The organism is Streptomyces sp. NPDC050610 (genome assembly GCF_040654875.1).
GTDB lineage: Bacteria > Actinomycetota > Actinomycetes > Streptomycetales > Streptomycetaceae > Streptomyces.
Genome location: NZ_JBFAIV010000001.1, coordinates 238,914 through 259,279 on the forward strand (window position 1 = coordinate 238,914; position 20,366 = coordinate 259,279).

Here is a 20,366-nt window from a genome sequence, read left to right on the forward strand (position 1 = left end):
GAACCCCGCTCTTGGCACACCGAGGATCAGAGCGGCGACGGCTCAGAGCGACCGCAGCAGTACCGCCGGCCGTTCCACGCAGTCGGCCACGTACCGCAGGAAGCCCCCGGCGGCGCCCCCGTCGCAGACCCGGTGGTCGAAGGTGAAGGACAGCTGCACCACCTTCCGTACCGCCAACTCCCCGTCCACCACCCACGGTTTGGCCGCTATGCGGCCCACGCCCAGCATCGCCGCCTCGGGGTGGTTGATGATCGGCGTCGAACCGTCCACCCCGAACACCCCGTAATTGTTCAGCGTGAACGTGCCGCCCGTCAGCTCCGCCGGGCTCAGCGAACCGGCCCGGGCCGCCTCCGTGAGCCGGGCGATCTCCTCGGACAGCGACACCGCGTCGCGCGCCTGCGCGTCCCGCACGACGGGTACGACCAGCCCTCGGTCCGTCTGCGCGGCGAACCCCAAATGAATGCCCGGCAGCCGCACGATCTCCCGCGCGTCCGCGTCCACCGTGGCGTTGAGCTCGGGGTACCGCGCGAGCGCGGCCGTACAGATACGGGCCAGGACTGCCAGCAGCGAGACCTTGGGGCCCTCGGCGGCGTTCATCGCGGCCCGCGCGGCCAGCAGTTCGGTAGCGTCGGCGTCGACCCAGCACGTCGCGTCGGGGATCTCCCGGCGGCTCCGCGCCAGCTTCTCCGCCACCGCTCCCCGCACTCCCCGCAGCGGTACGCGCTCCACGCCCTTGTCCGATGCCGCACCCAGAGCGGCCGGCACGCCGGCCACCGGCTCCGCGCTCTCCTTCGCGCCCTTCTCCCGTACCGCGCCCTCGACATCCGAGCGCAGGATCAGCCCCTCCGGCCCGGACCCGGCCACCTCGCGCAGATCCACACCGCGCTCCCGCGCGATCCTCCGCACCAACGGCGAGATCACCGCCACCGGCCCAGCCGCCGTAGCGGGACCCGTACCCGTAGCGGGCCCCGAACCCGAACCCGAACTCGTACCCACACCCGTAAGGCCGATGGCACCAGCAGAACCGGTGGCCCCGCCGGAGCCGCCGTTCACCGGCAGCCGCCCGGCCGAGGGGAGGAGCCGGCGGCGACGCGCCGCCGGAGCGGCCGTGCCGTAGCCGACAAGCACATTGCCCGAACCCTCACCGCCGACCGCCCCCTCACCGGCCGCGCCCGAAGCAACGCCCCCAGCCGTGCCCGGACTAGCGGCGCCCGTACCCGCGCCGCCACCCCCGGCCCGCTCCCCCACCGCGACCGTCAACAGCGGTGCGCCGACCGGCCGTTCCGACCCTTCTTCTCCGAAGCGGGCCGTCACCACGCCCCCGTACGGGCACGGCACCTCGACCATCGCCTTGGCCGTCTCCACCTCGACCACCGGCTGGTCCACGGCGACCACGTCGCCGACCTCGACGAGCCAGCGGACGATCTCCGCCTCCGTAAGCCCCTCGCCGAGGTCCGGCAGGGTGAACTCGCGCACCACGGCCATCACCGACCACCGCCCTCGGTCCACTCGGACTCCCACTGCAACCGGGCCACGGCGTCCAGCACCCGGTCCACGCCCGGCAGGTGATGCCGCTCCAGCATCGGCGGCGGATACGGGATGTCGAACCCCGCCACCCGCAACACCGGCGCGTTCAGATGGTGGAAGCACCGCTCCGTGATCCGCGCGGCGATCTCCCCGCCCGGCCCGCCGAATCCGGGCGACTCATGGACGACGACCGCCCGCCCGGTGCGTCGTACGGACGCGCACACCGTCTGCTCGTCGAAGGGCACCAGCGAACGCAGGTCGACGACCTCCAGGTCCCAGCCCTCGGCGGTGGCGGCCTCGGCCGCCTCCAGGCATACGGGTACGGACGGCCCATAGGTGATCAGCGTCGCGGACGTGCCGGGCCGGCGTACGGCCGCCCGGCCGATCGGGTCCACCGGCTCCGGCCGGTCGGCGGACCAGTCGGCCTTGGACCAGTACAGCCGCTTCGGCTCCAGGAAGACCACCGGGTCGTCGGAGGCGATAGCGGCCCTGAGCAGCCCATACGCGTCGGCGACGGTGGCGGGGGCGACCACGTGGAGCCCCGGCGTGGCCATGTAGTACGCCTCGGAGGAGTCGCTGTGGTGCTCGACCCCGCCGATCCCGCCCCCGTACGGCACCCGCACGGTGATCGGCATCGGCAGCGCGCCGCGCGTCCGGTTGCGCATCCGGGAGACGTGGCTGACCAGCTGCTCGAACGCCGGGTAGGCGAAGGCGTCGAACTGCATCTCCACGACGGGGCGCAGCCCGTACATCGCCATGCCCACAGCGGCCCCGAGGATGCCGGCCTCCGCCAGCGGGGTGTCCGTACAGCGGTCCTCGCCGAACTCCTCGGCCAGCCCGTCCGTGACCCTGAAGACGCCGCCGAGCGTGCCGACGTCCTCACCGAGCACGTGGACGGCCGGGTCCTCTGCCATGGCGTCCCGCAGCGCCCGGGTCAGCGCCTGCCCCATCGTCGCGGGCTTGCGGGCGGTGCCGCGAGCGGTCTCCACTGCCGTAGTCGTCATCGTCGCTCCCCCTCCGACGGCTGCCCGGCCGACCGCTCGGCCGTCGGCTCGGCCGTCGGTCCGCCCTGCTGCTCGGACTGCTGCTCGGACTGCTGCTCGGCCGCCAACTCGTCCCGCAATTGGGCCGCCTGTTCCCGCAGCTGCGCGGTCTGCTCCGCGTAGACGTCCGCGAAAAGGTCCATCGGGTCGAGCGCGGGATCGTCGTTCATACGGTCGCGCAGGTCGGCGGCCATCCGCTCGGCCGCGTCCCGCTCGGCCCGTATCCCCTCGTCGTCGAGCAGGCCGCGCCTGGTCAGCTCGCCCTCCAGCAGCGCGATCGGGTCATGCGCACGCCACGCCTCGACCTCGGAGTCGGAGCGGTAGCGAGTGGCGTCGTCCGCGTTGGTGTGGGCCTCCACGCGGTAGGTGACGGCCTCCACCAGGGTCGGGCCGCCGCCGCTCCGAGCCCGCTCGACGGCCTCGCCGAGCACCGCGTGGACGGCGGCCGCGTCGTTGCCGTCCACGAGCCGTCCGGGCATGCCGTAGCCGACCGCCTTGTGCGCGAGGGAGGGGGCCGCGGTCTGCTTGGCGAGGGGCACGGAGATCGCGAAGCCGTTGTTCTGCACGAAGAAGACGACCGGCGCCCGCCAGACCGCGGCGAAGTTCAGCGCCTCGTGGAAGTCGCCCTCGCTCGTGCCGCCGTCGCCGACCATGGCGAGCGCGACGACGTCGTCCCCCGCCAGCCGCGCGGCGTGCGCGAGCCCCACGGCATGCGGCAACTGGGTGGCCAGCGGCGTGGAGAGCGGTGCGATGCGCTGCTCACGCGGGTCGTAACCGGTGTGCCAGTCGCCGCGCAGCAGCGTCAGCGCCGCCACCGGGTCCAGGCCGCGGGCGACGACGGCGAGGGTGTCGCGATAGCTGGGAAAGAGCCAGTCCTGGGCCTGGAGCACGAGCGCTGCCGCGACCTCGCACGCCTCCTGGCCGGTGGAGGAGGGGTAGACCGCGAGCCGGCCCTGCCGGGTGAGGGCCGTGGCCTGGGTGTTGTAGCGGCGGCCGCGCACGAGCTGCCCGTACAGCCGACGCAGCAGCTCCGCGTCCAGCTTCTCGACGGCGTCGGTGCCCAGCAGGCGATACGGCTCCGCGTCGGGCAGCAGCGGCGCGGGGTCGGTGCGCGGCTGCCAGGCGGGCGGCGGTGCGGGCCGGTAGGAGCCGGGCTGCTCAAGGACCGTCATGTCGAGCACCTCCTCGTATGGGCGGGCTGGGAGCACGCTGAGGGCCGGGCCGAGTAGCCGCCCCGCTCTCCCTACCGATTGTTCGGTCGCCGGCACATTTTGGCTACAGGCGACCCGAGCCTGTGGACAAACGGTTCTCCACAGCCTGAGATAAGAGCAGTACGTCCATCAGCGGAAGGCACGACGGCATGCGGGACGAACAGATGGCCGGATCAGGCGGCAGGCCGCCCGCCCGGCCTCTCGACGACATCGACCGCGACATCCTGCGCATGCTCCAGGCCGACGGCCGCGCCTCGATACGGTCGGTGGCCGAGCGCGTGCACATCTCGCGCGCCAACGCCTACGCACGTATCAACCGGCTGATCGACGACGGGGTCATCCGGGGTTTCAGCGCCCGCGTCGACCAGGAACGCGCCGGTCAGGGCGCGTCCGCGTACATCACCTTGAAGATCGTCCAGAACTCCTGGCGCAGCGTGCGCGAGAAACTGCAAGCGCTGCCGGGCGCCACCCATATCGCGCTGGTCAGCGGGGACTTCGACGTGCTGCTCCTCGTCCACACCGAGGACAACCGGGCCCTGCGCGAGCTGGTCCTCACCCGCCTCCAGTCGATGGAGGAGGTCCTGAGCACCCGCACCCTGCTGGTCTTCGAGGAGACCGACCTCCAGGAGAACCAGGGGCTGCTGTAGGCGCGTAGGGGGACGCGAGGGGCGCACGAAGAGCGAGGGCGCGCGGGACGCAGGCCGCGCGCCCGCCCCCGCCAGGCCGCGCCCCCGCCAGGCCGCGCCCCCGCCAGGCCGCGAACCGCCCGCCCGCCAAGCCAGGGGCTGTACGACCGTCAGGCCGCGCCCCCGCCCCCACCCGTCCGGAAACCGCGCACCAGCCGAGCCCGGGGCTGTACGACTGTCAGGCCGCGTCCCCCGCCCTCGCCCAGCCGGAAACCGCGCACCAGCCGAGCCCGGCACCGTTCGCCCACCGAGTTGGGAACCGTACGACCTCACGGGCGGCACCATCGGCACCATTCGCCCGCCGAGCGCGGGCGGAGCTACGTGCGCAACCCCTTGAAGGCCATCCGGGCCACCGCGTCGGCCACCTGCTGGTCGTCGGTCGTCACGCCGTTGTGCGGCCGGTACCACTCGACGATCGAATTGATCATGCCGAAGAGGAGCCGGGTAGCGAGCCGCTCGTCCACGTCCGTCCGCAGATCGCCATCGGCCGCGGCCCGCTTCAGCAGCTCCGCGACCTCTTGGTCGAACTCGCGCCGCCGCTCCATCGCCCACCGCTCGGTGTCCGTGTTGCCCCGTACGCGCAGCAGCAGGGTGACGTACGGCAGCTCGGCCATCAGCACCTCGGCGGTGCGCCGGGTCACGTACTCCAGCCGCTCGACCGCGCGCCCCTCGGTCGCGCCCGGCTCCTGGAGGATTCCGAAGAGGCCGTCCAGCGCGCGGGCTATGGCGAGGCGGAGCAGCTCCTCCTTGCCCTTGACGTGGTGGTAGATGGAGGATTTGGAGATTCCGGCCGCCTTGGAGAGGTGCTCCATGGAGGTGCCGTCGTAGCCGCGCTCGTTGAACACCTGGACGGCGACCGCGAGCAGCGATTCGGGCGTATAGGTGTCGCGCTTGGTCATGGTCATGATTAGAGCACCTGCTCCTCGGCGGACGCACGGCGGCGCAGCGCCGTGGAGGGCCCGTAGCGGCCGGTCGGATACGCGTAGTGCAGCGCGTCCAGGACGCCCTCCAGCCATGTCGCGCCGAGCCGGCCGGCCCACTCCAGCGGCCCGCCGGGGTAGTTCACGCCGAGCCGCATGGCGATGTCGACGTCCTCCGGGCCCGCCACGCCGCGTGCCACCGCATCGAGCGCGAAGTCGGCGATCATCGCGACCGTACGGGCCACGATCATGCCGGGGACGTCGTCGATCACACTGACCCGCTTGCCGAGCGCCTGGAAGAGGCCGATCGCCTCGTCCACGTCCGCGGCCGCGGCGGAGTCCCCGGGAGCGAGGACGATCCGGGTGGCGGCCCGGTAGTCGAGTGCCAGGTCGAAGTAGATGTGCGTGCCGGACGACGCGTAGCCCGAAGCCGTGCCGCCGTCGCACAGCAGCAGCCGCGCCCCGCCGGGCAGCACGACGCAGCCCGCCTGGCTCGCCAGCTCCGCCGGGTCGTCTTCCCCTACGACCTTGACTCCGGCTTCCTCGATCAGCTCGCGGAGCACGTCCGCGGGGCCCAGGGAGCCCTCGATCGTGACCTCGCGCGGGGCCGTGCGGGGCTCGGCGGTGTGCGGGGCCGGGGGCGCGGCGTCCGGGCCGTGGTCGTACCAGCCGCGGCCCGACTTGCTCCCGTGCAGCCCGGATTCGACGAGGCGGCGTTGGGCGAGGGAGGGCGTGAATTTCGGGTCCTGGGAGAAGGACTCCCATACGGACCGGGTGACGGCCTCGTTGACGTCCTGGCCGATGAGGTCGGTCAGTTCGAAGGGCCCCATTTTGAAGCCCCCGCTCTCGCGCAGCGCCGCGTCGATGGTGGCGGGGTCGGCGGAGCGCTCCTCGTACACGCGGAACGCCTCGGCGTAGAAGGGCCGGGCGATCCGGTTGACGATGAAGCCGGGGGTGTCCGCGCAGCGCACGGGGGTCTTGCCCCAGGCGGCGGCCGTCGCGCACGCCCGGTCGGCGGCGGCGTCCTCGGTGGCGGAGCCGCGGACCACCTCGACGAGCGGCAGCAGCGGCGCCGGGTTGAAGAAGTGCAGCCCGACGAAGCGGCCGGGTATCCGCAGCGCTCCCGCGACGGCGGTCACGGAGAGGGAGGAGGTGTTGGTGGCGAGCAGGCAGGCGTCCGTCACGAACTCTTCGAGTTCGGTGAACAGCTTCTGTTTGACCGCCAGTTCTTCCACCACCGCCTCGACCACGAGCTCGGCGTCGCCGAGTTCGGCGAGCGCCGCCGCCGGGCGGAGGCGGTCGCGGGCCGCGTCGCGGTCGGCGGCCGTGAGCCGGCCCTTCTCGACGAGGCGGTCGAGGCGCGCGGCGATGGACGCCGCCGCCTCCGCGGCGCGGCCGGGCGCGGCGTCGTACAGCCGGACCGGGTGGCCGGCGACCAGTGCGACCTGGGCGATTCCCTGGCCCATGGTGCCGGTCCCGACGACGGCGACGGTGCCGGTGACGGTGCTGCTGCGGTCGATTGCGGTCATGCCGCTGATCCTCCCCGATGAGTTGTCCACAGGTTCGCCAGGCCCCCTTGCCCCGACCGATCGTTCGGTTAATCTAGCGGTGTTGTCACCGTTCCGCGTCCCCGCGGTCTCTCCGCAGGGCCGCTCCACCGTCCGCCCGTCTCCACCACCGCCCGCTGAGGGCGCGCCCGCGCCCCTCACCACCGGCTCGACGAGGAGTTGGTCAGTCGTGACCGCCGAGCTCACCTCCGCGCAGTTGATCGAGAAGCACCGACCCACCCTCGACCAGGCTCTGGACGCGATCCGCAGCCGTGCCTACTGGTCGCCCCACCCCGAGCACCCGAAGGCGTACGGCGAAGGCGGCAGCCTGAGCGCGGCGGACGGGCAGGCGGCCTTCGACGCCCTGCGCGGCGCGCGCTTCGAGCTGGACCAGCCGGGCGCCGACGGCTGGGCGGGCGCCGAGGTCTCGCCGTACGGGCTGGAGTTGGGCATCGAGTATCCGCACGCGGACCTGCACGCGCTGCTGCCCGCGATGCGCGCCGGCATGGCCGCCTGGCGGGACGCGGGTCCCGAGGTGCGCGCCGCGGTCTGTCTGGAGATCCTCGCGCGCATCAGCGCCCGCACGCACGAGTTCGCGCACGCGGTCATGCACACCAGCGGCCAGGCGTTCATGATGGCCTTCCAGGCGGGCGGGCCGCACGCCCAGGACCGCGGCCTGGAGGCCGTGGCGTACGCGTACGAGGAGCAGACCCGCACGCCGCGCACGGCCGACTGGTCCAAGCCGCAGGGCAAGCGCGACCCGCTCGATCTGCGCAAGGAGTTCACGGCCGTGCCGCGCGGCATCTCCCTGCTGGTGGGCTGCAACACCTTCCCCACCTGGAACGGCTACCCGGGCCTGTTCGCCTCCCTCGCCACCGGCAACCCGGTGCTCGTCAAGCCGCACCCGCGCGCGGTGCTGCCGCTCGCGCTCACCGTCCGCATCGCGCGTGAGGCGCTCGCCGAGGCGGGCTTCGACCCCAACCTGGTCGCCCTGGCCGCCGAGCGGGACGGCGAGGGCATCGCCAAGCCCCTGGCCCAGCGGCTCGAGGTCCGCATCATCGACTACACCGGCTCCACCGCCTTCGGTGACTGGCTGGAGAGCCACGCCCCCCAGGCGCAGGTCTTCACGGAGAAGGCCGGCGTCAACACCGTCGTCGTCGACTCCACCGACGACTACAAGGGAATGCTCGCCAACCTGGCCTTCTCCCTGTCGCTCTACAGCGGCCAGATGTGCACCACCCCGCAGAACCTCCTCATCCCCCGCGACGGCATCGCCACGGACGCCGGGCCCAAGACGTACGACGAGGTGGTCACCGACCTCGCGGCCGCCGTCGACGGACTGCTGGGCGACGACGCGCGGGCGAACGCCCTGCTGGGCGCGATCGTCAACCCGCAGGTCAAGGAGCGCGTCGAGGCGGCGGCCGGGCTGGGCGAGGTCGCGCTGGCCTCGCGGACGGTCACCAACCCCGACTTCCCGGGCGCCACGGTCCGTACGCCCGTCATCGTCAAGCTCGACGGCGCGAAGCCGGACTCCGAAGCGGCCTATCTCTCCGAGCACTTCGGCCCGGTGTCCTTCGCCGTCGCCGTCGACTCGGCGGCCGACGCGGTGGAGCTGCTGCGCCGCACGATCCGGGACCGGGGCTCGATGACGGTGGGCGCGTACACCACCTCCCCGGAGGTCGAGGGCCTGGTCCAGGAGGCGTGCCTGGAGGAGTGCGCCCAGTTGTCGCTCAACCTGACCGGCGGGGTGTACGTCAACCAGACCGCCGCGTTCTCCGACTTCCACGGTTCGGGCGGCAACCCGGCGGCCAACGCGGCGCTGTGCGACGGCGCGTTCGTGGCGTCCCGGTTCCGTACGGTCGAGGTGCGCAAGCCTGCCTGAGCCGCCCGGAGCCAGGCGTGTGCCTCGCTCCGGGCCCCGCGGGGCCGGCCGCTACGCGGCGGCGGTCTCCGGGGTGCCGGGCGAGGCGCCGCCCCAGTGGAAGAGGGCCATGGCGACGCTGGTGGCGAGGTTGTAGCTGGAGACCTGCGGCCGCATGGGCAGCGCCACGAGATGCTCGGCGCGGGCGCGCAGCTCGGGCGAGATCCCGTGCCGTTCGGAGCCGAAGGCGATGAGGGCGTCATCGGGGATGGCGAGGGACCGGATGTCCTCGCCCGCCGGGTCCAGCACGTAGAGGGGGCCGGGCGGCAGGTCGTCGAGCGGCAGTTGTTCGACGGCGGTGGCGTAGTGGAGCCCCGCCCCCGCCCGTACGGCGTTGCCGTGCCAGGGGTCGAGGTCTCCGGTGGTCACGACACCCGTGGCGCCGAAGCCCGCGGCGAGCCGGATCACCGCGCCGACGTTGCCCAGGTTCCGGGGGTTGTCCAGGACGACGACCGGCGAGGGGCGGGACGGTGCGCCGAGCCGGTCCAGGTTGGCGCGGCGCTCCCGGCGGACCGCCAGCGCCGCCACGCCGGTGGGGTGCAGCCTGGGCACCAGTTCGCGCAGGGTGGCGGCGGGCACCTCGACGACGGACCGGCGGAGCACCTCGGTGAGGTCGTCGGCCAGCTCGTCCGCGAGGGACAGGACGGAGTCCTTGTCGGCGGCGAGCGCCAGGGGCACGTCCGCGCCGAACCGCAGGGCGTGTTTGAGCGCGTGGAAACCGTCGAGCAGCACGGCGCCGGGCGCGCTGGCCCGCCACCGTTCCGCGGCGGCCGTCGCCTCGTCTTCGATCATTCCCTCAGCCTACGGAAGTGACCTCAGAGGCGCCGGGGTCACCAGGTGCCCGTCGGCGACGACTCGTGCGTCGGTACCCCCGCCTCCCCGGCCGGCCGACTCCGCCCGCGCCGACGGGTCAAGTTCCCGTCCACATTCCAAACAACGCCCCCGCTCAACTCACGAGTGTGCGCGGCGATGCCTCCTTGTCGCCCGTGCGTTGGGCGGGCAGTGCGGCGCGGCGAACGGCGGGCAGCCGGTCGCGGACGCCGCCGATCCGGCGTCCTGCCGCGCGCAGGAAGTTAGTCGGCAGGAAGACGGCGTCCGCCGTGATCATCGCGAGGGAGAAGAAGGGCAGCCCCAGGAGGAACGCGATGGAGAGGTGCTCGACGATCATCAGGGCCAGCAGCGCGTTCTTGATCCGCCGGTTGAAGAGCGTGAACGGGAAGGCGACCTGCACGATGACCGTTCCGTAGGTCACCGCCATGGTGATGATCCCGCTGCTGGTGAAAGCGTCGGACAGCGCGGGCCACGGCGTGAAGTAGTCGAGGTGCATCGGGTAGAAGAGCGCGGTGCCGTCCTGCCAGCGGGAGCCCTGGACCTTGTACCAGCCCGCGGTCGCGTAGATCAGGCAGACCTGCACCAGGATCACCAACAGGGCGCTGTTGTGCGCGAGATGAGCGAACGCGTCGAGCACAGTGCGCGGCTCCCCCGGCGCATACCGCCGCACCACCCACCACGCGGCGTGCACGAGCCACAGGCCCCACAGGACCGTCGCCCAGCCGAGGCCCGGCAGCGGGCCGTTCGCCGTCCAGGACAGGTGGACGGCGCCGAGAAGGTGGGCTGTCGCCAGGGCGAGGCCCGCGAGCAGCCACAGCACGACGCCGGTCGTGTCCCGGCCAGGCCCCCGCTCGCCGGCGCGCCGGGCCCGCCGGGCGTCCAGCGACCACACCTGGCCGCAGCGGGTGAGGACCAGATACATCGACATCAGGTGGATGACGTTGTCGCCGCCGTCGCCCACGAAGACGCTGCGGTTCTGCATCGACAGCACGCCCAGCATGAACAGCACGGACATCGTGCGGGTGCGCCAGCCGAGCATCAGCAGCGCGCTGGAGGCGATGGCGAGGCAGTAGACGGCCTCGAACCAGAGGTTCCCGTCCGACCACATCAGAGCCGTGAAGGAGTGGTTGTCGTCGACCAGTCGCCGGGCCATCTCCCAGTTCCAGGTCCCGCCCGGCCCGTACAGCTCATGGCGGTGCGGCCACTCGCGGAGCAGGAAGAACAGCCAGGTGAAGGCGTAGCCGATGCGGATGACGGCGGTCTGGTACGGGCCGATGGACGTCCCGGTGACGCGGGCGAGGCCGCTGGTCAGCGCACGGTCGAGGCGGGCGGCGAGCGGCGCGGCAGCAGCGGAGGGCCGGACGGCGGACGGCGCGGAGGCCGACGGTTGAGCGGAGGACAGTGCGACAGCAGGCGGCCGGGCAGCAGACGGCACGGGACCGGTCGGATGGGCAGCGGACTGCGGGGGAACGGGCAGCCGGGCGGCAGACGGCTCGGAGGCCGGCGGCTGGGCGTCAGGCGCCTCGGAAGCCGGCGGCTCGGGGGAGTCGGTCACCTGTTCTTCGCCTCCGGAAGGTCGGCGGCGGTCACCGGCCACCAGCGCAGTTCGTGGTACGCGGTCTTGAGGTCGGTCTTCTCGTCGCTCCAGGACGGCGGAGGGACGTTGGACGTCGCCGAGCGCAGCTGAACCCGCTGCACCTTGCCGCCGTCGTGTTCGGCGCCGAAGCGGAACATGACCACGCGCCGCAGGTACTGCTCGGACAGCTCGCCTCGCAACCCGTTCGGCCGATCCTCGGTGTCATGCGTGGCGACGTAGGAGTCCCAGGCCCGGCGGAGCTCGTTCTGCTGGGTGTGGCTGGGCAGCGGGTTGTGCCGGATGGCGGCGGCGTCCTGTGCGGTGAGGTCGACCCAGCCGCCGGTCACCAGGCGGCCGTCCGCGCGACGCGCCTCGGTCCGCGCCTGCACCGCGACGTTCTGCTGGAGGGGGTTGGGCGCGAACAGCTTCCAGTTCTGCTCGAATTCCGGATACACGTAGTCGTCGACGGCCGCGCCGTGCTTCTTGGTGACCGTGTTCGAGGGCGTGACCTGCAAGAACATCATCGCGATATGGATGGTGGCGGCGACGGCCGCGACCGCGACGCCGAGGGCCACCGCGATGCGGGATGGCAGAGAGAGCGCGGCGATTCCGCGCGATGGCTCATGGTCGTCCGGCTCCACACCCGCCCCGATCCCGTGTACTGCCTGCTTCTCGCGGTCTCCCGCGCCCCTGCGCCGCCGCGCATCTGCGCATCTGCGTGTCTGCGTGTCCCTCGTGTCACGGAACCGTACCCACGCCTCTGCGCCGAGCACAGCGATCCTTCGGTTATCCACAGGCTTGACACCCCGCGAGCGCTCGGCACACCATTGAACCGAACGATCGGTCGGTTGGCTGAGTGCTCGGATCCCCGCGCACCCACCCGCCGCCCGGTGACCCGACGACACATCCAGTGGAGAGCCAGGGGGCACCGCATGACGACGATGGCGCCGGACACCGAAGCGGCCTACGAGCCGGCCCTGGAAGCGGCCTTCGACGCCACCGTGGCCGCGGACGAGCGCGTCGAGCCGCGCGACTGGATGCCCGACGCCTACCGCGCCTCGCTGGTGCGGCAGATCGCGCAGCACGCCCACTCCGAGATCATCGGAATGCAGCCGGAGGCCAACTGGATCACCCGCGCGCCGTCCCTGCGGCGCAAGGCGATCCTGATGGCGAAGGTCCAGGACGAGGCCGGCCACGGCCTGTACCTCTACAGCGCGGCGGAGACGCTCGGCACCAGCCGCGACGAGCTGCTAGACAAGCTCCACGCGGGCCGCCAGCGCTACTCCTCGATCTTCAACTACCCCACTCTGACCTGGGCCGACGTCGGAGCCATCGGCTGGCTCGTGGACGGCGCCGCCATCACCAACCAGGTCCCGCTGTGCCGCTGCTCGTACGGGCCGTACGCCCGCGCGATGGTGCGGATCTGCAAGGAGGAGTCCTTCCACCAGCGCCAGGGGTACGAGCTGCTCCTCGCCCTGAGCCGGGGGACCATAGCCCAGCACGCGATGGCCCAGGACGCCGTGGACCGCTGGTGGTGGCCGTCCCTGATGATGTTCGGCCCCCCGGACGACGAGTCCGCGCACTCCTCCCAGTCCATGGCCTGGAAGATCAAGCGGCACTCCAACGACGAGCTGCGCCAGCGCTTCGTGGACATCTGCGTCCCGCAGGCCGAAGCGCTCGGACTCACCCTCCCCGATCCGGACCTCGCCTGGAACGAGGAGCGGGAGGCGTATGACTTCGGCCCCATCGACTGGGCCGAGTTCCACGAGGTGCTGCGCGGCAACGGGCCGTGCAACGAACAGCGCATCGCTCAGCGGCGGCGCGCCCACGACGAGGGCGGCTGGGTCCGCGAGGCAGCGAGCGCGTACGCCGCCAAGCACGGGGAGGCACGGGCATGACGACATCCGAATCGGGCTGGCCGCTGTGGGAGGTGTTCGTGCGCAGCCGCCGCGGGCTGTCCCACACCCACGCCGGCAGCCTGCACGCGCCGGACGCCGAGATGGCCCTGCGCAACGCCCGCGACCTGTACACCCGCCGCTCGGAGGGCGTCTCGATCTGGGTGGTGCCGTCCGCCGAGATCACCGCCTCCTCGCCGGACGAGAAGGACCCGTTCTTCGCCCCGGCCGCCGACAAGCCGTACCGCCACCCGACGTTCTACGAGATCCCCGAGGGGGTGCGACACCTGTGAGCAGCCCATCCACGGCGGCCGCGCTCGCCCTCGGCGACGACGCGCTCGTCCTGTCGCACCGGCTGGGCGAGTGGGCCGGGCACGCGCCCGTGTTGGAGGAGGACGTGGCGCTGGCCAACATCGCGCTGGACCTGCTGGGCCAGGCGCGGCTGCTGCTCTCCCTCGTCGGCGACGAGGACGAGCTGGCCTACCTCCGCGAGGAGCGCGCCTTCCGCAACACCCAGCTGGTCGAGCAGGAGCGCGGCGACTTCGCGCACACCATCGCCCGGCAGCTGTACTTCTCCACCTACCAGGCACTGCTGTACGGGCAGTTGGCCGACGGCGAGGGACCGCTCGCGCCGATCGCCGCGAAGGCCGTCAAGGAGGTCGCCTACCACCGGGACCACGCCGAGCACTGGACGCTGCGGCTCGGCGACGGCACGGCCGAGAGCCATGAGCGGATGCAGCGCGGCCTCGACGCCCTGTGGCGGTTCACCGGCGAGCTCTTCGAACCCGTCGAGGGGCTGGAGGTGGATGCCGCCGCGCTGCGGGAGGGCTGGCAGGCAGGCGTCACCGGCGTCGTGGAGCGCGCCACGCTGACGGTGCCGACCGGCCCGCAGCACGGAGGCTGGAGCGCGGGCGGCGGGCGGCAGGGCATCCACACCGAGGCGTTCGGCCGGATGATCGCCGAGATGCAGCACCTGCACCGCAGCCACCCGGGGGCGACATGGTGACCGACACCGCCCTCGAAGCGGAGCTGCGCGAGCTCGCCGGCTCGGTGCCGGACCCCGAGCTGCCCGTGGTCACCCTCTCCGAGCTGGGCGTGCTGCGCGATCTGCATGTCCTCGGGCCCGGCCGGGTCGAGGTGGAGCTGACCCCCACCTACAGCGGCTGCCCGGCCATAGAGACGATGTCCTCCGACATCGAGCGGGTGCTGCACGACCACGGCATACCGGAGGTCGAGGTCCGTACGGTCCTCTCGCCGCCCTGGACCACGGACGCGATCAGCGCCGAAGGCCGCCGCAAACTCGCGGAGTTCGGCGTAGCGCCGCCGCGGCCGGTCCCGAGCGGGCCCGTCGCGCTCCGGCTGGCCATCCGCTGCCCGCACTGCGGCTCGACCGACACCACCCTGCTGAGCCGCTTCTCGTCCACGGCCTGCAAGGCGCTGCGCCGCTGCGAGTCGTGCCGCGAACCCTTCGACCACTTCAAGGAGTTGTAGATGGCCGGGGCCCGCCACGGCGCCTTCCACCCGCTGCGGGTGACGGCGGTCGACCGCCTCACCGACGACGCGGTCGCCCTCACTCTCGCCGTGCCCGAGGAACTGCGCGCGAGGTTCCGCTACACCCCGGGCCAGCATGTCGCGGTGCGGCTGTTCGTCGACGACGCGGAGGTCCGGCGCACGTACTCGATCTGCTCGCCGGTGACAGACCCGGACGGGCCGCGGTCGCTGCGGGTGGGGGTGCGGCGGGTCGAGGGAGGCGAGTTCTCGACGTACGCGCTCAAGGAACTGGCCGCCGGCGACACGGTGGACGTGATGGCGCCGGCCGGGCGCTTCGTCCTGGAGCCGAGGGCAGGCCGCTTCGCGGCGCTGGTCGGCGGCAGCGGCATCACGCCGGTGCTGTCCATCGCCGCGACGCTGCTCGCGCGCCGGACCGACGCGAGTTTCTGCCTGATCCGCAGCGACCGCACGGCCGCTTCGACGATGTTCCTGGAGGAGGTGGCCGACCTCAAGGACCGCTGTCCGGACCGCTTCCACCTGGTGCACGCGCTCTCTCGCGAGGAGCAGCAGGCCGGCCTGGCGTCCGGGCGGCTGGACGAGGAGCGGCTGTCGTCGCTGCTCCCCGCGCTGCTGCCGGTGGGCGAGGTGGACGGCTGGTTCCTGTGCGGCCCGTACGGCCTGGTGCAGAGTGCCGAGCGGGCGCTGCGCGGGCTCGGGGTGGACCGGCACCGGGTGCACCAGGAGATCTTCCACGTGGACGACGGCACGGTCGCGGTGCCGCTGGACGCCTCGGCCACGAGCACGGCCGCCGGGGCCGCTGGGGGCTCCGGGTCGTCGGCGCCCGCGCACAGTTCGGTCACCGCGACGCTGGACGGCCGCAGCGGCGACTGGCCGGTGCTGGACGGCGAATCGCTGCTGGACACGGTGTTGCGCAACCGCGGCGACGCTCCGTACGCGTGCAAGGGCGGGGTGTGCGGCACCTGCCGGGCGTTCCTGGTCTCGGGCGAGGTGCGGATGGACCGGAATTTCGCGCTGGAGCCGGAGGAGGTCGAGTCGGGGTATGTGCTGGCCTGCCAGTCGCATCCGGCGACGGAGAGGGTGGAGTTGGACTTCGACCGCTGAGCCCATTCCCAATTCCTGCAACCTGTTCTACCTTGACGACCCGTCAGTTCAGTCGGGGTGCGCGGGAGGACAGGCAGTGGACTTCACCTTCACCGAGGAGCAGCAAGCGGCCGTCGAGGCGGCGAAAGCGGTCTTCTCAGGCGTCGCCCCCGACAGCGTGCCCAGTCCGGCGCTCACCGCGGGCGCCGTCGCGGACGACTTCGACCGGACCCTGTGGCGCCGCCTGGCCGGGGCCGACCTGCTGAGCCTGCTCCTCGCGCCCGAGCACGGCGGAGCGGGGCTCGACGCCATCGCGCTCTGTCTCGTACTGCGCGAGTCCGCCAAGGTGCTCGCCCGGGTGCCGCTGCTGGAGACGAGCGCCGCGGCGCTGGCCCTGGAGACCTACGGCGGCGACGCGGCACGCTCCGAACTCCTGCCACGGGTCGGCCGCGGGGAAGTCGTCATCACCGTCGCGTCCAACGGCCGTACGGGGCACGACCCGGCCGAACTCTCCGTGGCGGCGCGCCAGGACGGGGACGCCTGGGTGCTCGACGGCGTCCACACCGCCGTCCCCTGGGCCCAGGCAGCGGACTTCGTCCTGCTGCCCGCCCACACCGGCGAGGGCCGCGCCGTCCTCGCCCTCGTCCCCCGCGCCCACGAACGCCTCACCCTCGCCGACCAGGTCTCCACCAGCGGCGAGCGGTACGCGCGACTGCACCTCGACGCCGTACGCGTACCGGCTCGGGACATGATCACAGCCGACGGCTGCTGGGAGTGGCTGCGCTGCCTCCTCGCCGCCGGCACCTGCGCGCTGGCGCTCGGCCTCGGCGAGGCCGTGCTGTCCATGACGAGCGACTACGCGGGCAAGCGCGAGCAGTTCGGCTTCCCCATCGCCACTTTCCAGGCCGTCGCCGTCCAGACCGCCGACCGCTACATCGATCTGCGCGCCATGGAAGCCACCCTGTGGCAGGCCGCCTGGCGCCTCGGCAACCCTTCGGCAGGGGGCCCGTTGCCGGTTGCCGCGGACATCGCCGTCGCCAAGATCTGGGCAGCGGACGGCGTGCGCCGCGTCGTGCAGAGCGCGCAGCATCTGCACGGCGGATTCGGCGCGGACACCGACTACGCGCTGCACCGCTACCACGCCTGGGCCAAGCAGCTGGAACTCTCGCTCGGCCCGGCCGCCGCCCATGAGGAAGCCCTCGGCGACCTCATCGCGGCCCACCCTCTCGGGTAGCCGTCCCGGGCCGGCGGGCGGGGGCGGGGGGCAAGGGGCGACGGTTACGGGCCGCGGTAAACCGGCCTTCCCGCCCACGGGAAACGCAGCCGGGCCGAGCGAGAGCCCGCGTACCCGCAACCCCTGCCGCCCCCAGTCGCAGTCCCTGCCGACATGCCGCAACCAGCCGCGGCAACCACCCGAAGACCGGCCTCAGGTACCAGCGACAGCCGTTCGCAGCCGGTGGCGCGGGGGGCTAGATGACCGTGCCGGAGCCGCCCGTGCCGTCCGCCACCGGGCGGCCGGCGGCCTCCCAGCGCTGCATGCCGCCGGCGACGTTCACGGCGTCCAGCCCCTGTTGCAGCAGGTACTGCGCGACCTGGGCGGACCGGCCGCCGGAGCGGCAGATCACATACACCTTGTCGCCCTCCGGAGCCCGCTCGGTCAGCTCGCCGTAGCGGCCGACGAAGTCGCTCATGGGGATGTGCAGCGCGCCCTCGGCGTGACCGGCCGCCCACTCGTCGTTCTCCCGGACGTCCAGCAGGAAGCCGTCGGACGGCACGGACGCCGCGTCCACCTCGGGGACCTGGGCGAAATTCATGGAAAGCCTCTCTCGGTTCGCGTATCGGGGTCGAGTGCGTGTATCGGGCCGAAAGAAGCTACCCGACCAGCGAGGCCAGGTACGCCTCCCGCTCGGCGACCTGTGCCAGCAGCCGCTCCGCGATCTCCTCCAGCAGCCGGTCCGGGTCCTCCGGCGCCATCTTGATCATCGCGCCGATCGCGCTGTTCTCCAGCTCCGCCGCCACGGCCGCCAGCAGTTCCTTGCGCTGGGCGAGCCACTCCAGCCGCGCGTACAACTCCTCGCTCCGGCTCGACCGCCGCTCCTCGGCCACCGGCCCGGCCGCCCACTCCTCGGCGAGCGTGCGCAACGCCTTCTCGTCGCCGTCCCCGTACGCGGCGTTGACGCGCACGATGAACGCCTCGCGCCGCTCCCGGTCCGGCTCGTCCCGCGCCAGGTCCGGATGCGCCTTACGGACCAGCTCCCGGAAGACGCGCCGCGCCTCCTCGCTCGGCCGCACCCGCTTGGGCGGCTGCACGGGGCGCTCCGTGAGCATCGAGGACGCCTCGGGCGACAGCCCCTCGGAGTCCATCCAGCCGCCGAACAGCTCGTCCACGCCGGGCATCGGCTGTACCAGCGACCGCGCCTCCTGCGCGCGGCGGAGGTCCTCCGCGTCGCCCGTACGGGCCGCGACGGCCTCCGCGACCAGCGCGTCCAGCTCATCGAGGCGGGAGTACATCGGACCGAGCCGCTGGTGGTGCAGGCGGGAGAAGTTCTCCACCTCCACCCGGAACGTCTCCACCGCGATCTCGAACTCGATCAGCGCCTGCTCAGCCGTCCGCACCGCCTGCTCCAGCCGGTCCGTCGCCTGCTCCCCGGCCCCACCGTCCGGGCCGCCGGCCGCGTCACCGGAATCGCCGGCTCCATCACCCGTACCGCCCGCACCACCGGCCGGGCTGCCGGACGGGTCGCCCCCCGCACCGCCCGCCCGGCCTGCGGCCGAATCTGCGGAGTGGTCTTCGGCCTCTGGCTGCGCCTGCTCGGCTTCCGGGTTCGTCACCCGTACAGCGTCTCAAATGTGCCGGGGTTTTCCTGGATCGGGCCGAGTTTCCGGGCACGGGGTCCCACAGACCGGACCCCGACCCGTACACACCCGAACCCCGGCCCCATACGCGCACACCCGACCCGTACGCACCCGAACCCCGGTCCCGTACGCGCGCACACCCGGCCCGTACGCGTACGCACCCCGACTCCCGGGCAGCCCGGCCCGCCGAAACCCCCTCCACACCCCGGCGAAAGGCGCCCTCACTCCCTCGCAGAGCCCGCGTCACACCCCGCACCGCACAGCGAGGCGCCCTCACACCCCCATCTCAGCCGGGACACGCCCGTCCCGTACCGCCTCCACCAGCTCCGCGTGGTCCGCCTCCGTACGGTCCGCGTACGCCACCGCGAAGGCGGCCACCGCCTCGTCCAGCTCCTCGCTCTTGCCGCAGTACCCGCCGATCAGCCGCGGGTCCACGCTGTGCGCGTGCGCCCGTGCCAGCAGCGCGCCCGTCATCCGTCCGTAATCGTCGATCTGGCCGGGTTCGAGGGCGGCCGGGTCCACGCTGCCCTGCCGGTTGCGGAACTGCCGGACCTGGTACGGCCGTCCCTCGACCGTCGTCCACCCCAGCAGCATGTCGCTGACGGTCTGCATCCGCTGCTGCCCCCGCACGACGCGCCGCCCCTCGTGCGCGACCTCGGGTATCACGAACCCGGCCTTCTCCACGTGCGGCAGCAGCGACGACTGCCTGGCCTCCTTCACCTGGAGCACCACCGCCTCGCCCCGGTGGTCCAGGAGCAGCACCACATACGAGCGCAGCCCGACGCTCCCCGTGCCCACCAGCCGGAACGCCACGTCGTGCACCGCGTACCGGCCCAGCAGCGGCAGCCGGTCCTCCGGCAGCGACCGCAGATACCCGCCGAGCGAACCGGCCACGGCCGCCGCCTCGTCGTCCGCCACCCGCCGCAGCACCGGCGGAGCGTTCACGAACCGCAGCGTGCCGTCCGGCAGTTGCCGCGTCGACTTCTCGGCGAAGCGCGCCCCGGTGTTGCGCCGCGCCTTGTCGGCCACGCGCTCCAGCGCGCCCAGGAGGTCCCGCGCGTCGGCGTGCGAGACGAACTCCTCGTCGGCGACGGCGTTCCACGCCTCGGCGGCGGGCAGCTTGGCCAGCAGCCGCATCGTGCGCCGGTACGCGCCGACGGCGTCCCGCGCCGCGTCCCGGCAGTCGTCCTCGTCCGCGCCCGTCTCCCGGCCGGCCAGCACCAGCGAGGCCGCGAGCCGCTTGAGGTCCCACTCCCACGGGCCGTGCACCGTGTCGTCGAAGTCGTTGAGGTCGACGACGAGCCGGCCCTGCGCGTCGCCGTACAGCCCGAAGTTGGCGGCGTGCGCGTCACCGCATATCTGCGCGCCGGCCCCGGTGACGGGCGTCGTCGACAGGTCGTACGCCATCAGCCCGGACGTGCCGCGCAGGAAGGCGAACGGGGAGGCGGCCATCCGCCCGACCCGTATCGGCACCAGCTCCGGCAGCCGCCCGGCGTTGGACTCCTGGACCGCCTCGACCGCGCCCGGCCGCCCGGCCCCGAGCTCCAGCTCGGCGTGGTCGCGGCGCGCCACGCGCGCCCGCAGCGCCTTCCCGGCAGCCTTCGGCGACTCGGCGCCGCCGTCCCGCCCCTTGCCCCCCAGCCGAGCGAACCCCGGTACGTACGGCAGTCGCGCCATCGCGGCCACCTCCCCCTTCACCCCATGGCACACCGTCACGCTAAGTCGACTGCTCATGACCGTACCGCTCCCCACTGACAACGG

19 protein-coding genes are annotated in these 20,366 nt (G+C 72.9%); 8 read left to right on the forward strand and 11 right to left on the reverse strand.

Annotated elements, in window-relative coordinates; translation table 11 throughout:
* Window positions 1-42: 42 nt before the first annotated feature.
* The 3 genes from AB0I22_RS01095 to pdhA are packed head-to-tail and all read right to left on the reverse strand — an operon-like array spanning window position 43 to window position 3,742.
* Window positions 43-1,485, reverse strand: coding sequence for a dihydrolipoamide acetyltransferase family protein (locus AB0I22_RS01095; RefSeq protein ID WP_363128698.1), 1,443 nt, complete (start codon window positions 1,483-1,485; stop codon window positions 43-45).
* A complete protein-coding gene (locus AB0I22_RS01100; protein WP_363128482.1) occupies window positions 1,485-2,531 on the reverse strand; it encodes an alpha-ketoacid dehydrogenase subunit beta in 1,047 nt (348 codons plus the stop codon). The genes AB0I22_RS01095 and AB0I22_RS01100 overlap by 1 nt, the downstream gene beginning before the upstream one ends.
* Window positions 2,528-3,742: a pyruvate dehydrogenase (acetyl-transferring) E1 component subunit alpha gene (pdhA, locus tag AB0I22_RS01105; RefSeq protein WP_363128483.1), complete on the reverse strand. Its 1,215-nt coding sequence runs from the start codon at window positions 3,740-3,742 to the stop codon at window positions 2,528-2,530. The genes AB0I22_RS01100 and pdhA overlap by 4 nt, the downstream gene beginning before the upstream one ends.
* Window positions 3,743-3,930: 188 nt before the next feature.
* On the opposite strand from pdhA, the gene AB0I22_RS01110 reads away from it, so the two are divergent.
* Entirely contained in the window at window positions 3,931-4,428 is a 498-nt protein-coding gene (locus AB0I22_RS01110; RefSeq protein WP_363128484.1) for an Lrp/AsnC family transcriptional regulator, read from the forward strand.
* A gap of 356 nt (window positions 4,429-4,784) precedes the next feature.
* On the opposite strand, the gene AB0I22_RS01115 is transcribed toward AB0I22_RS01110, so the two are convergent.
* Both AB0I22_RS01115 and AB0I22_RS01120 read right to left on the reverse strand, forming a co-directional pair.
* The gene (locus AB0I22_RS01115; RefSeq protein ID WP_363128485.1) at window positions 4,785-5,372 is read right to left on the reverse strand and encodes a TetR/AcrR family transcriptional regulator; all 588 of its coding nucleotides are present in this window, start codon (window positions 5,370-5,372) and stop codon (window positions 4,785-4,787) included.
* 2 nt (window positions 5,373-5,374) lie between these two features.
* Window positions 5,375-6,916: a 3-hydroxyacyl-CoA dehydrogenase gene (locus tag AB0I22_RS01120; RefSeq protein ID WP_363128486.1), complete on the reverse strand. Its 1,542-nt coding sequence runs from the start codon at window positions 6,914-6,916 to the stop codon at window positions 5,375-5,377.
* A gap of 208 nt (window positions 6,917-7,124) precedes the next feature.
* Here AB0I22_RS01120 and paaN point away from each other — a divergent pair, with 208 nt between their 5' ends.
* Entirely contained in the window at window positions 7,125-8,816 is a 1,692-nt protein-coding gene (paaN, locus tag AB0I22_RS01125) for a phenylacetic acid degradation protein PaaN (RefSeq protein ID WP_363128487.1), read from the forward strand.
* A gap of 51 nt (window positions 8,817-8,867) precedes the next feature.
* Here the strand turns inward: paaN and AB0I22_RS01130 are convergent, their stop codons facing one another.
* From AB0I22_RS01130 to AB0I22_RS01140, 3 genes are all read right to left on the reverse strand, one after another.
* On the reverse strand, window positions 8,868-9,647 hold the full coding sequence (locus AB0I22_RS01130) for a TrmH family RNA methyltransferase (protein ID WP_363128488.1): 780 nt from the start codon (window positions 9,645-9,647) through the stop codon (window positions 8,868-8,870).
* Between the two features lie 154 nt (window positions 9,648-9,801).
* Window positions 9,802-10,998 carry an HTTM domain-containing protein gene (locus AB0I22_RS01135; RefSeq protein ID WP_363128699.1) on the reverse strand — a complete coding sequence of 399 codons (1,197 nt, stop codon included), beginning with the start codon at window positions 10,996-10,998 and terminating at the stop codon, window positions 9,802-9,804.
* A gap of 239 nt (window positions 10,999-11,237) precedes the next feature.
* Window positions 11,238-11,903, reverse strand: a complete 666-nt coding sequence (locus AB0I22_RS01140) for a DUF5819 family protein (RefSeq protein ID WP_363128489.1) — start codon at window positions 11,901-11,903, stop codon at window positions 11,238-11,240.
* A gap of 291 nt (window positions 11,904-12,194) precedes the next feature.
* Here AB0I22_RS01140 and paaA point away from each other — a divergent pair, with 291 nt between their 5' ends.
* From paaA to AB0I22_RS01170, 6 genes are all read left to right on the forward strand, one after another.
* Entirely contained in the window at window positions 12,195-13,160 is a 966-nt protein-coding gene (paaA, locus tag AB0I22_RS01145) for a 1,2-phenylacetyl-CoA epoxidase subunit PaaA (RefSeq protein WP_363128490.1), read from the forward strand.
* Window positions 13,157-13,450 (forward strand): 1,2-phenylacetyl-CoA epoxidase subunit PaaB, encoded by a 294-nt coding sequence (paaB, locus tag AB0I22_RS01150; RefSeq protein ID WP_363128491.1) that lies wholly within the window; start codon window positions 13,157-13,159, stop codon window positions 13,448-13,450. The genes paaA and paaB overlap by 4 nt, the downstream gene beginning before the upstream one ends.
* On the forward strand, window positions 13,447-14,163 hold the full coding sequence (paaC, locus tag AB0I22_RS01155) for a 1,2-phenylacetyl-CoA epoxidase subunit PaaC (protein WP_363128492.1): 717 nt from the start codon (window positions 13,447-13,449) through the stop codon (window positions 14,161-14,163). Before paaB ends, paaC begins: the two co-directional genes overlap by 4 nt.
* Window positions 14,157-14,648 carry a 1,2-phenylacetyl-CoA epoxidase subunit PaaD gene (paaD, locus tag AB0I22_RS01160; RefSeq protein WP_363128493.1) on the forward strand — a complete coding sequence of 164 codons (492 nt, stop codon included), beginning with the start codon at window positions 14,157-14,159 and terminating at the stop codon, window positions 14,646-14,648. The genes paaC and paaD overlap by 7 nt, the downstream gene beginning before the upstream one ends.
* A complete protein-coding gene (locus tag AB0I22_RS01165) occupies window positions 14,649-15,770 on the forward strand; it encodes a 2Fe-2S iron-sulfur cluster-binding protein (RefSeq protein WP_363128494.1) in 1,122 nt (373 codons plus the stop codon).
* A 76-nt stretch (window positions 15,771-15,846) separates the two neighbouring features.
* Window positions 15,847-16,983: an acyl-CoA dehydrogenase family protein gene (locus AB0I22_RS01170; protein ID WP_363128495.1), complete on the forward strand. Its 1,137-nt coding sequence runs from the start codon at window positions 15,847-15,849 to the stop codon at window positions 16,981-16,983.
* Window positions 16,984-17,218: 235 nt separating this feature from the next.
* Here the strand turns inward: AB0I22_RS01170 and AB0I22_RS01175 are convergent, their stop codons facing one another.
* From AB0I22_RS01175 to AB0I22_RS01185, 3 genes are all read right to left on the reverse strand, one after another.
* The gene (locus AB0I22_RS01175; RefSeq protein WP_363128496.1) at window positions 17,219-17,563 is read right to left on the reverse strand and encodes a rhodanese-like domain-containing protein; all 345 of its coding nucleotides are present in this window, start codon (window positions 17,561-17,563) and stop codon (window positions 17,219-17,221) included.
* A gap of 58 nt (window positions 17,564-17,621) precedes the next feature.
* Window positions 17,622-18,377, reverse strand: coding sequence for a hypothetical protein (locus tag AB0I22_RS01180; RefSeq protein ID WP_363128700.1), 756 nt, complete (start codon window positions 18,375-18,377; stop codon window positions 17,622-17,624).
* 501 nt (window positions 18,378-18,878) lie between these two features.
* Window positions 18,879-20,339 carry a DUF2252 domain-containing protein gene (locus AB0I22_RS01185; RefSeq protein WP_363128497.1) on the reverse strand — a complete coding sequence of 487 codons (1,461 nt, stop codon included), beginning with the start codon at window positions 20,337-20,339 and terminating at the stop codon, window positions 18,879-18,881.
* Between the last annotated feature and the right edge of the window lie 27 nt (window positions 20,340-20,366).